This is a genomic window from Paraburkholderia sp. BL9I2N2 (assembly GCF_004339745.1).
Classification (GTDB): Bacteria; Pseudomonadota; Gammaproteobacteria; order Burkholderiales; family Burkholderiaceae; genus Paraburkholderia.
The window spans coordinates 237,017-249,536 of record NZ_SMGP01000006.1 but is presented as its reverse complement, the minus strand read 5'-3'; the positions used below and the strand labels follow the sequence as shown (position 1 = coordinate 249,536).

Sequence of the window (12,520 nt, the reverse complement as noted above, 5' to 3'; positions counted from 1 at the left end):
AGGAGCCAAACGCGCCGCTGGGGGCGCGGGCATGTGCCGCGTCGTAATTCCATCGGGTTTCCACACAACCTGGGTCGGCTTATGTCTCCCGCATACGGCCCGCGGTCCAAGGCTATCGCTTCGCCATCCGCAGGAGGCGTGCGACCGAGAAGTGATGATCGACTTCGTCGCCCGAATCGCGGACAATCGATTTCGAACGGAACTCCGACTGGTGACAAGGAGTTGGCTCGGCGCAACGATGTCTGTTTTCAAGAACGAAATCGGGTTTTGCGTGGAGCCTGCCTCAGCGTTGCCTACAAACACGTCGGCATCCGTCGACCGGTCAATACAGTGGAGTAACCGACGTGACGGTGGAAGGCAAACGGGTGGCGGTCGTCGCCCCGGCAGGCGTTCCTGACATGGATAACCTCGCGCAGGCGATCTGTCTGCTCGAGAGTTGGGGATTGTCTGTCTCCGTAGGCGCGCACGTGGCTGACCGGTTCCGGTATCTCGCGGGATCCCATCAGCATCGCACAAGCGATCTGCTTGCGGCGTTGATGGACCCGGCGGTCGATATCATCTCGATCGCACGCGCCGGCTATGGCTGCGCGCACGTGCTGTCGTCGCTACCCACAACCGTTCCATGCGAGAAAACCGTAGCATCTGGCACACTTCAGTCATTCGGCAATGAACAGATGCCCTGGGCTCCTACTCATCTCCAAGGCTTGCCTAACTTCGCAGAGTTGTCATCGCAGCCCCTCGGGTGATTTTTCCATTGGCGGCCGAACGCATTCTGTTCGCACTGGACCCGTTTCAGCGACGTTTCGCCTGCGGCGTTCTCGGTCGTCCGTAATGGGCTCATCAAGGCGCTGTTTAAACGTACAGTAGCGCGAGCTTCACGTAAGGGCCTAGACTTAACTTCCCGACACGAACGCGGAGTGAGCTATGGTCACCAGGACCGTCCGCCGGGCACTTTCCGGTCTGACTTCGGCGTTTGCGCCAGCTCCGAAGAGTAAGCAACGGGTAGCATATACAGTGAAATCGGCTCAGCAACGCGCCGACGAAGCCTGGAGGCGCGCAACGCACGGAGTGCACAACTCCGGGTTTCGTAAAGATCCGAAAGCGTGATTTTCGGAAGCGAGGCGCAAGACCGAGCTCGCCGTCCGAATGGACTGTCATCGAAGCCGGAGACGAAATATGACTGCACCGAAAAAGCTCTACCGTCTGACGCTGAAACCCCACGCCAAGACTCCGCGCAAGTTGACCGAACTCCCCACCGCTGAAGCGCGCCCCGACCTTTTGGAAGCCGTTCGTCGAGCCGTGGCTGAGAATCAGGAAGCTGGGGAGCGGCGACCGCGAGAATAATCCGATTTCTCTGAAACCAATGCCTCTTTCCGAGTAGAGATAAGTCTCTCGACCGCAATCGGTCAACGGCTTGGTTGGGTCTACGGTCGACCACGTCGGGCAGCAGGCGTCCAAAAAGTGTCCGTCAATGCTGAACGGCAGGTGGCTCATGATGATTCATGAGAAGCCGTTGAGGGATCCCTCTGGTGCACTGTGTATCGGCGATCTTCTCGACACAGTCACACGAGGCGCATGCGCCATGGGATGTCAATGAGGTTAGTGCCCAAAGAGGTCGTCAACGATTCTCCGCGCCGCGCTATACCCGCCCGTCAGGGCGTCAACCTCGGTATCAAACGGACGCCCTCTCGCCTCACCAAATCTGAGCGGCGAAAAGATTCCAACCGCATTGCCGGCCTGGAACACCCTCACTACCGCAACATATCCGGAGCGCGCTGCTGCCTGCCTGATAGGCTGAAAGCTAAGGTTCGATTCGGCCGACACCTGAAGAGTGAACCCGTGATATTCATACGTCCGCATCATCTACCGTTCCGCTATTGCTTTTCGTGACGACACTCGCGAACGCCTGACATCTCTTCGAGCCGCGCACAGGTCGCGGTGAACTCGGTCGAAGATACGCGTGACAGCGAAATCTGAACGTCGTCGAGATCAGGGTCGTCTTCTGCCTGCTGGACGATAAACTGTTTGACCCGGATGCTTCCTGTGCCCAGCGCGCGATGCAAACTGTCCAGCGAGACGCTCCCGCGTTCGGCCAGCAGTTGTATGTTGCGCTGCTGTTTGACGGAAATAAAGCGCCGCTCCAGCGGCTTTACCCCCGCGAGAATAATGAGGATGATGATCGTCGCACCAAAGGCCGCGGTGTACATGCCTCCACCTACGGCGAGTCCAATTCCCGCTACGGACCAGAGACTCGCAGCGGTCGTCAGGCCCCGGACGACTTCGCCGCGCAGCAGAATCGACCCGGCACCAAGGAATCCGATTCCCGACACCACCTGTGCGGCAACGCGCGAGGGGTCCAACACAACGTTTTTCTGGGTCAATGCGTCGGCGAACCCGAACGCGGACACCAGCATCATCAAGGATGCGCCGACACACACGAGCATGTGTGTGCGCAAGCCAGCAGCCCAGTTCAGTCTTTCCCGCTCAAAGCCAATGACGCTTCCGAGCAGGGCCGCCATGAGAAGGCGAGACAGTATCTCGAAATTACCTATCACCTTGAAAGTCCAGATAGCGTGCATTCATACCGTATTACCGTTTTGGCGCGACCGGCTACACGGCTGGCAACTGCCCAGCAGCCGTTACGGTGCCAAGATCGACGGCGGGGAACGCTATTGTGACATTCTTGTGACCAATCAGCAGCCGGACAATTTCTCTCGTGGGAACGCTCGTGATGACGGTGGACACTTGTCTGGGCCGGATCCAGCGGCACCGTGAGATCTCATTGCTGGCAGTGGGTGTTAGGTGACGTGGTAGGTCCGCCAGGAACACGTGATGCCGTTTGGTTAGTCCGCCAAATTCGAACAGAAACGTGAAGCCGTCAACAGCAAGGCCGGTTTCCTCAATCAATTCTCTTCTGGCTGCCTCTACCGGTGACTCGGAGCGCCGGATTGTGCCGCCCGGTAGCGACCAACGCGACCGTCCGCGAGTTACGAGGAGTATTTTGTCGTGTTGCCTGCACACGATGGTCGCTCTTTCTTTCATGGTTACCCGATCTTCGTTCCGGTGCTATCTTTGAATGGCGCATCGCAGCTTTTCCGTTAGATATGGATTCGACGGTTGCCACATTCGCTCGATTTGGGAATGAGCTTGGTAGATAAAGAAACCTGACGCTTTCTAAACAAGCCCGCCATTTGACCTCGACGTTATTGTGACGGGGAGAGTATTCGATGAAAACCCGCTCGTCGCTGGAGATCGGCTTGCCGCTTGTTGTGTTTGCGGTGGCATGCCTGGTCTCGCTTCCAACTTTTATCCTTACCCTCGGCTGGCTCACTCTCGGTGCCTGTTCGATCGGCCACCACTCTCTGGAAGAGCTGCCCGCTGATGGAATCCAGCGCCAGTGGCTTCACGGGCCCCGCAGCATATGCCTTTGGTTCTACCACCTGGCATGGTGGCCGAGGTATATGCGGGTTGAACTACGGGAGATCGCTGCTCGCGCCGGAGAAGTTATCGAATCGGCTTACCGCCGGGTAGGACGGAAGGGGGCACCTCGCGCCTCAAGGCGAAGGGCCGCCGGCGACGATAAGTAACGCTTGGCGACATGGCACGGTCGGGCTGAGATCCCACGCACTGGCCGTCGGCTTCGCAGTGAATTGGTCCGTCTATTAAACCAATGTCCGTTTCCGAGTGTAGATGAGTCTTTGACCCGCGACCGCTCAATGGCCGGGTTGGGTCGACACCGGAAGTTCGTAGACGGCTCAGACGTGCTTGCCACCGCCGCTGCTTAGCGCTCTCTAGTTGGCATACAGAGAGATCGTCCGCCGCGTTATGACAAACTTAACGTCGCAACGGTGACCTTCTAATCCGGCCGCTACGGCAAGCAAAGCAACGCAACGCGCCCGGCAGCCACTAGACCGATAGCCCGCCCCCAGCGGCGCATCGCGCGGGGGTAGTTGTTATGTAGGAAACCCAATATTTCGTTACACATCCTACAAACAGGGGACGGTTAGGCTCAAGGCTGCTGATACGGCAGCGGAAATCGCGCACCTCCAGGCGGAGCTGCCTCGCTTTGCGGAAGATCAAAGCCTGTAGTGAAATTCATCCTCACCAGTCCAGCCGATGTTTTTCTTCGGTCTCCCGGTGACGGGTGTCGTCGTCGCTATGAAGATAGATGCTCGTCGTCGAAATCGATGCGTGTCCGAGGTTGTCTCGCACGAGTCGCAGATCGAGATTGCCGTCGGCCATGTGCGATCCGGCGCTGTGCCTCAGCCAGTGTGCGGATGCACGCTCCAGGTGCGTTGCTCGCGCGGCAAAGTCTTCTCCGCGAAGCCTCAATTTGTCCGCTGCGCCAGCAAAGATACTTTTAATGATCGAGTGCAGCGCGGCACGCGTGAGTGGCTTCGTCGATTTGCCGAGCGGCAACACCAACGGCGTGTCCTCGTGCGCGGACGGCACCGGTGCGAGCCCGCGCGCGCGCCGGTACCGCGAGAGTTCGACCATCATCTCGGCGGATGCGGGGACGAGTCGTTCCTTGTCGCCTTTGCCAAGCACCTCCAGCCACCACCGTTCGTTCCCCTCGTTGTCGCGCCGGCAGAAGAACTTGCCCATCGTGTTGCCACCGACCTCCGAGATCCGCAGGCCGCCGAGGTAGAGCAGGGTAAAGAGCCATCGAGCGCGCCAGTAACGTTCCTGTTCCCGGTCGCTATCCCGCGGCAGGCCGTCGATATAAACCTTCACCTCCTGCCAGAGGTCGCGTTCCAGGTAGCGGGTGATGCGCGGCGCCTGTCGGCGTGACCGCTGGCGCGACAGGGACAGCGGGTTGCCTGCAAGGTAGCCCGCTTCGACAAGCCATGAGAACAGCGCATTGAGGATGACCATCGCCTGACGCTGGCTAGAGACTGCGAGCGGCCCGTAAAACGGTCGCCAGCGCGGATCGTGACGCGGAAACTTTCGCCCGCCGTCCGACATCCAGCGCGAACGCGGCTGGGGATCGCCAAGAAATACCCTGTAGGCGAGCAGGTCCTCATGCGTGAGTGATGACAGAGGTTTGCCCAACTGCACAATGGACCATAAGAGAAGTCGCTCAGCTTCCTTACGGTAGTTGTCGAACGTGGTCTTTCGTGTCGACGACGCGTGCCAGCCACGCGCGGATCGCGCTCAGGTCGTCAGCTGCGGCGATTTGCTGGCGACCATTCGCCCGGTTCATGCCGTGACGGACCGTCAAGGTCGGGCGGCAGGTCCAGCGCATCGAGCGGGCGCGGCGCGATCAGGATCGTCGTCATGGTTTCATCGTAGAACGGGTAGGAGCATGTCTAATCGCGATTGTCGCACGCGTGGGAGCTCCTTTGACACTACCGGCATAATGTCCAAACCCAATCGAAAACGCATCGTCTCGCTCGAGGCTTTTTGCCGCGCAATGTCGGCGCGCGCTGGCGACGCGGCGCATCCGTTCCGACGTCCCATACACCCGTGGATTTTGCGGCGATCGCAAAGGCTAAAGCGCGCTGTCATCTGGCCACCGATGCCTCCGTGCAGAGCTGTTACGAAGCTGGGCGCGACGACTTGTGGCTGCACGCTATCTGGACGAATATCAGTCAAAACCCGGTGGCTTCAAGATGTTTCGTGCTCAACGACGTCCACGTGTCGGCCCAACGGTGGAAGAGGGATTGGACTGAATCCCGAAGCTGAACACTGCACGCACAGTAGCCTGCTGGAAACGGTCCCTTCATCGATATTCGGAAAAGCCGGCAAGTTCGGTGCAGCGCTCCGGGTGGTATCGCGCAGTCGAACTCCCTCGCTAGCGCCTTTGTGAACATTGCTAGCGTCAATCGTGGGCGCCGACACCAAATGTGTTCAGCCCGACTTCACGTTGATATACCACTATCCTCGGCTGCGGCGCGCAAGGGGGGCGAGCAAGACGAGCAGCCACGGCCGAGTGGCCTACTTCCGGATGAGCAGAATTTATTGCAACGGAAGCCATCGCGCGTGATACGAATCGCGATCGCTTCGAAATAGTCCGCCCTAATGTTATCCCCGATCTTCAGATCGCGCAGAGGAAGACCAGATGATGCTGCAAGCGTCACCGTGCGCTTTGGGCCGCGCAACGTCAGTAACCTGTTCTTTTGGCTGATGCTGATGATGGTTGCCACGATCTGCACACGATGAATAGACGTGGTGATTCCTGGAGACGCCCGGATAGTCGCTTCTGTTTCCGCGCGCTCACGTATGCCTTTGGAACTCACATTGTCGGCGTGAAGCAACCGGGGCGCGCCTGTACGTTATGCTAACTTTGTTTCCAACCTTTACCCGTCTTACATTGCCGACCCCATGGCCCATTTCGACCGTCACAAGACTGCCATGTCGTTCGCGCAGAACAACGCTGTTGGTAGCGGGCTCGATACTCACGACCTTTGCAGTTTCGTGCCTTACGTGCGTGCCCGCGAATATACCGGGACCGCTAGCCGGACTTGCTATCTGCGCCACGGCTAGTCGTGCTTCCGTGCACGTCGCGGCTAACATGAAAATTATCGTACCGAGAAACATACGCCGAATTGGCTCTAGCATGTCTATCTTCCAAATTTTCAGGCCTTTCCCCTCACAGCTGCAGATGTGGAAGTGTCGCGTTATTCAAAGCGAGTCTTCGGTTGTTCGCGCGAGTTCTGCTCCCGGATAATTACCTGCCTCCTTGCGTTCACACGGGTCCTGCCCTAGTGGAACCGGGGGCACACGCTTCAGGGACAGAGCAGTCCGATCGCTCAGCCGCGTCTAACGATCGGGAAAATCGCACCCCTCGCCTGAGTGCGTGAGCGCTTTTGGACGCACAACCGGACTCCGGTTCGCGAGTCGATTCGGTACAATTATCTCTCACTCGGCAGCAAATACTAAAGACCAAAAGTAGGTGCCGCTCATTTGTGAATCGCCGACCTCAAAGTGCGCACATCTCTGTCTGACACCGGGGCGGCATGATTGCCCCACGTGTTCCTGATGAAGCTGATCACGTCCGCGATTTCGGTGCTGGTCAATTGATCGTTGAATGCGGGCATTTTTTGCGGCTTTCGTTGATCGTCGGTCTTCGGGCTCTCGCTGCCTTCAATCACGATGCGCATGATCGACGTTGGATCGGCCGACATGACGAGCGGATTGCCCGCTAACGCCGGGCCCCTGTCGGGTTTGCCCATGGCGTCGGCACTATGGCAGCGCGCGCAGAACGACAGATACACACCCGCACCGGGGCGCTCGATTTCGCCGGTATCGACGGCTCTCGTCGTCAACATTCTTGCGTGTTCGTTGTTATCGAACGTGCCGCTCGGATTGCGCGCGGGCAGCGACTTCAGATAGGCCGCGATGGCGTGCAGGTCGGCGTCGCTCAGGTACTGCGTGCTTTCTTCGACCACCGGCGCCATCGCGCCGAACACGGTTGCCCGCGCGCCGTGTCCACCGCGCAGGAACGCGGCGATCTCGTCTTGCGACCAGCGGCCGAGGCCGCTCGCGGGATCGCCGGTGAGATTCGGCGCGGACCAGTTGTCGTTGATGCCGCCGGTGAGGTAGCGCTCGCGATGCTCGTCATAGCCCAGCTCGTTGTACGCGGGACCACGCGGCGTGTGACACGCGCCGCAGTGTCCGAGGCCTTGCACCAGATAAGCGCCGCGATTCCATTCGGCGCTATGGTGCGAATCGTCGGCGTAACGCTCGTGATTGCCGAACAGGTAACTCCAGAAGAACATCGCCCATCGCTGGTTGAACGGGAAAGGCAGGTGCGTGACGGGCGCGCGATTCGTCGATGCTTTCACGCCTTGCATGAAGTACGCGTAAAGCGCGGTGACGTCATCGTCATTCAGCTTCGCGAACGACGGATACGGCATCGCCGGATATAGCCGTTGGCCGTGCGGCGTTTTCCCCGCGCGCAGCACTTCGGCGAATTGCTGCAACGTATAGCGGCCAATGCCGAACGTCGGGTCGGGCGTGATGTTGCCCGCGTAAATCGGACCGAATGGCGAATTGACCGGCATGCCGCCCGCGTAGGGGGTTTTGTCTGCGGCGTCGTGACAGGCGGAGCAATCGCCCGCCTTCGCGAGATACGCGCCGCGCGCAATCTGCGCCTGGTCCATCGCGACCGGCGAGTCGCGCGTGATAGCGGCGAAACCGTCCGGACTGCTGTCGCGTTTGCAACCGCCGAGCAAACCGAGCGCACAGCTCATCGCGAGCAACCTTAACGTGGATGACAGAGCGCGCTTCGTTCTCATTGCGTCACTACCATACGCCGCACGCGCCGACGAACAGCGGCGCGAGCCACACAAAAATGACGCCGACCAGAAAGCCCGTGCCCACTAGCGCGCCGCATAGCGCGATGAAGCGCACGCGGATCGCGTCGTCGGTGCGAAGTTGTTGCGCCGAGCGCAGTGCTTCATGGTGGTGCGGGTGCGGTTCGTCGGTACTCACACCGCTTCTCGCGAGTCTGAACCCGTACCATGCGAGTCCCGCGCAAGGCGCGGCCACAATTACCGCGACGATCGAAATGGCGAAGATCCATGTATTGAACGCGCTCCACAAAGGCGCGGGACGCGGCGCGCTAACGCCATAGCAGGCGGTCGCGGAAAGCACCTCGGAGACGATCACCTGCAGCAGCCAGATACCCGGCGCGCCGAACAGACCGGCGATCGCGCACGCGGCCAACAGCTTGCGCCGCGCGTCGAATGCATTCGGTGTCGATAGTCCCGATTCAGGCATGACGAACACGCATGACTAGCGCCCCCTCAGGATGTACGGCGAAAGATACAGCGTGGAGAAGATGAAGAGCCACACCACATCCACGAAGTGCCAGTACAAACCGCCGATCGTGATCGGCGCGGTACGCCGCTCGTCGAGATAGCCGAGCGCGATCCACACCGTCATCACCGCGAGCACGATCAACCCGACGACGACGTGGGCCATATGAAAACCGGTGATCGTGAAATAGAGCGAGCCGTACAGATGCGCGGCCAATCCATAGGGATGGTCCTTCCATTCTTTTATCTGGACCAGCAGAAACACGATGCCTAGCGCGATTGCAATCAGCATCGAGGCGATCGACGTGAGCTTTTGGCCCTTCCGGAGAACCCGTTCCGCGAACCACACGAACACGCTGCTCGACAACAGAAACGCTGTGTTGAGCGCGCCAATGCCGACCTTCGGCATGCCCTCGGGCGGCCAGGAGAGATGCGTTTGCGCTTCCAGAAAGAGATACGAGAAGATCAGATAGCCGAATAGGCAGGCTTCCGTTGCGACCAGTGTTAGCACGCCCCACCAGCCGCCCGAATGTTCGCCCGCGCTGCCTACCGGCAACGTCGCATCGAGGTCGTGCGTGGTTGTGTCGACGCGCGCGCTCGGCGGCGGCGGTTCGCGTTGCGCAAGCGCGCGGCGCGGCCACAGCCACACGATCATTGCCGCCGTGCAGGCCACGGTCATCGCCGCGACGAAGGCGCGGCTATGCAGTAGCAGCCCGACGAAGAACAACGCGCTGAACAGGCCGAGATAGAACGGCGTGTAGGTGTCGTCGGGCATCTTCAGGATGACGTCCGCGCTGCCGCTCAGCGGCGACACGCCCAGCGTTTCGCGGCCGCGATGCAGTAGATAGCCGGTGGTGAGGCTCGACCGCTCGGTGATTTCATCCATGCGGTCTTCCCACAGCGGATGACGCGACGCGATCATCGGCAGCACGGCGAAGTTGTAGGGCGGCGGCGGCGACGGCACGGACCATTCGAGGCTCGAGCCATCCCAAGGATTTGCGCCTGCACGAGCGCCTCGCCTGGCCGAATACAGGGCATTGACGACGAACATCAGCACGCCCACGCCGAACACGAACGAGCCCACGGTGGTCAGCATGTTGCTGAGGTCCCATCCCATTCCTTCGGGATAGGTGTAAATGCGCCGGGGCATGCCGAGCAGCCCCGAGATGTGCATCGGAAAGAAGCCGAGATTGAAGCCGGTCATCACGACCCAGAACGTCAGCTTGCCGAAGCGCTCGTGCATAAGGCGCCCCGTGAACTTGGGAAACCAGTACGTGATGCCGCCGAGCACAGGGAACACGTTGATGCCGAGCAGCACATAGTGCAGATGCGCAACCACGAAATACGTGTCGGTAAGTTGCCAGTCGAGCGGCACCGCGGCGGTCATCACGCCCGACACGCCGCCGATCACGAACATCAGCACGAAGCCCGCGAAGTACAGGAACGGTGTTTTGAAAACGGGCCGCCCCAGCCAGATCGTCGCGATCCATGCGAACACCGCGACCGCGCTCGGCACCGAAATCAGCATGCTGGCCGCGCCAAAAATAGCGAGTGCGAGCGGCGGCAGTCCGGTCGCGAACATGTGATGGATCCACACTTCGAAACCGACCAGCATCGTCGCGACCGTCGATACGGCGACCGCCGCATACGCGACGATAGGCCGGCGGCAGAACGTGGGCAGCGCGTCGGACACGATGCCCATCGCGGGCAGCACGATCACGTAGACCCACGGATGCGCGAACATCCAGAACAGGTGTTGCCAGAGCAGCGGCCGTCCGTCGCTCGCGACATCGAAGAAATGCGTGCCGATGTTGCGGTCCATCCACAACAGAAGGAACGCAAGGCTCACCGCCGGCACTGCGAACAGGTTCGCGAACGAAGCCGTCAGCGTGCCCCATACGATGATCGGCAGACGGTTGACCGACATGCCGTCCGCGCGCATTCTGAACAGCGTGACGACGAAGTTCGCCGCGCCCACCGAAGTCGAAATGCCGAGCAGCACCATGCCGAGCGCGTACACGTCGATGTTCGGGCCACGGTTATAGTCGAGCGAAGCGAACGGCACGTAGTTGAACCAGCCGGCGTTCGGCGCTTCGCCGAGCGGAAAGCTCGCGTACAGAAAGAGCCCCGCGAACAGAAACACCCAGTAGGAAAGCGCGTTCAGACGTGGAAACGCCATGTCGCGCGAGCCGAGCATCAGCGGCCACAGGTAGTTCGAAAAACCGCTCAGAACGGGCAGCGCATACAGGAAGATCATCGTCACGCCGTGCATCGTGAAGAGCTGGTTGTACTGATCCGGCGTCAGCAGCGTTTCGTTGGGCCGCGCGAGTTGCAGCCGCATGATCAGTGCTTCGATTCCGCCGAGGAGCAGAAAGCAGAACGCCGTGACGATATAGCGCAAGCCGATCTGCTTATGATCGACGGTCGAGAGCCAGCCGCGCCAGCCTGGTTCGCTTTCCCACAGATCGCGTAGCCGCTGTTCTTCAGGCGAGCCTTTCACCACTTGTCCCACTTCCGGTTCGCGGCGGAAAGTGACTTGCCGTAGTGCGGGCAGATCCTCGCTTCCAGTGGCAGCCATGTCGGTCCCGTCAGTTGAGCGTCGCGAGATACGCGGCGAGGTCGCGCCCGTCGTTCGGGCTGAGCTTGATGTCCGGCATCAGCGACTGCGGTTTGATCTCCTGCGCGTGCGCAATCCATTCCATCACGTTGTCAGGTGTGTTCGGCAGCGCGCCCGCGGCGACCAGACGGCGGCTCAGCAGATGCGTCAGATCCGGCGCCTGCACACCGCTGGCGTCGCTGCCGCGCACCGCGTGGCAACCCGCGCAGCGCTCCATGAACAGATGCTGGCCACGCGTGGCGTCGGCGCTTGCGGGTAAGGCGGCGGGGCGGGCTTGTGCGTCGTACCACTTCTCGTAGTCTTGCCGGCTTTCGGCGATCACTTCGAAAGCCATATGCGCATGCTGCGCGCCGCAGTATTGCGTGCATTGCCCGCGATAAATACCCGGATGATCCGCCTGAATCCATTGACGGTTCACCTGGCCCGGAATGGTCTGCGTTTTTCCGGCGAGGGCGGGCACCCAGAACGCGTGTATCACGTCCGCGCTTTTCAGATTCACCTGCACCGGTTCGCCCACGGGAATGTGAATCTCGTTCGCCGTCGTGAAATGCTGGGGACTGTCAGCGCCGTAATCCGCTTTCCACCACCAGTCATACGCGGTCACGTTGATGGTCAGCGCCGGTTCGCGTGAAGGCGATGCGACCACCGCGAGCACCCACAGCATGTAGATCAGCGCCGCCAGCAGCAGGCCTGTCGAGATCAGCGTGCCGGTCACGACCGCGCGGCCGCCGCCGCTCTCGGTCATCCGATACCCGCTTGCACCGCGCCGATGAAGCACCGCGTAAAGCAGCAGCACGCCGACGATCACGCAAACACCGACGCACAGCGCGGCCAATGCCCAACCCAGCACGAACACCGGCCGCGAAGCGGGTCCGGCGCTATGCAGAAAGTACGCGAGGGGAGTGGAGCCCGGCATCACGACGCCGCTCGTCAACGGTAATACGCCAGGCGCCGCGCGAGGCTGGCGGCGGACTCGTGCCAATGCAAATGCATGTGCTCGCTCCTGAGCGGTCGATCTAAATCTGGCGGGTGAATCACGCTTATATCATAACGTGCTACAAACGGCCGGGCCGCGCTAGATGTCTCAAGAAAGTGATCCCTTCACCTCTCGTCGGTAGCAAATGAAATGCCTGACAAGCCG

General features: G+C 60.5%; 8 protein-coding genes and 1 pseudogene. 2 read left to right on the top strand and 7 right to left on the bottom strand.

The genetic code is table 11. From position 1 onward, the window contains the following. Positions 1-344: 344 nt before the first annotated feature. Positions 345-746: an LD-carboxypeptidase gene (locus B0G74_RS44735; RefSeq protein ID WP_243658614.1), complete on the top strand. Its 402-nt coding sequence runs from the start codon at positions 345-347 to the stop codon at positions 744-746. A 430-nt stretch (positions 747-1,176) separates the two neighbouring features. Then, positions 1,177-1,344, top strand: a complete 168-nt coding sequence (locus tag B0G74_RS46150) for a hypothetical protein (protein WP_165924066.1) — start codon at positions 1,177-1,179, stop codon at positions 1,342-1,344. Between the two features lie 530 nt (positions 1,345-1,874). On the opposite strand, the gene B0G74_RS44725 is transcribed toward B0G74_RS46150, so the two are convergent. The 7 genes and pseudogenes from B0G74_RS44725 to coxB form a co-directional block, all read right to left on the bottom strand. Beyond that, on the bottom strand, positions 1,875-2,555 hold the full coding sequence (locus B0G74_RS44725) for an MgtC/SapB family protein (protein ID WP_132384444.1): 681 nt from the start codon (positions 2,553-2,555) through the stop codon (positions 1,875-1,877). 55 nt (positions 2,556-2,610) lie between these two features. Next, entirely contained in the window at positions 2,611-3,042 is a 432-nt protein-coding gene (locus B0G74_RS44720) for an NUDIX hydrolase (protein ID WP_132384303.1), read from the bottom strand. 1,059 nt (positions 3,043-4,101) lie between these two features. Continuing rightward, positions 4,102-5,279: pseudogene (locus B0G74_RS44715) on the bottom strand (tyrosine-type recombinase/integrase). Positions 5,280-6,902: 1,623 nt separating this feature from the next. Further along, complete coding sequence (locus B0G74_RS44705; protein ID WP_243658647.1) at positions 6,903-8,105, bottom strand: cytochrome c; 1,203 nt, start codon at positions 8,103-8,105, stop codon at positions 6,903-6,905. A 142-nt stretch (positions 8,106-8,247) separates the two neighbouring features. After that, positions 8,248-8,724, bottom strand: coding sequence for a hypothetical protein (locus B0G74_RS44700; RefSeq protein ID WP_132384300.1), 477 nt, complete (start codon positions 8,722-8,724; stop codon positions 8,248-8,250). Positions 8,725-8,739: 15 nt separating this feature from the next. After that, entirely contained in the window at positions 8,740-11,340 is a 2,601-nt protein-coding gene (gene ctaD / locus B0G74_RS44695) for a cytochrome c oxidase subunit I (protein WP_132384299.1), read from the bottom strand. Positions 11,341-11,350: 10 nt separating this feature from the next. Further along, entirely contained in the window at positions 11,351-12,295 is a 945-nt protein-coding gene (gene coxB / locus B0G74_RS44690) for a cytochrome c oxidase subunit II (RefSeq protein ID WP_132384443.1), read from the bottom strand. Positions 12,296-12,520 lie beyond the last annotated feature (225 nt).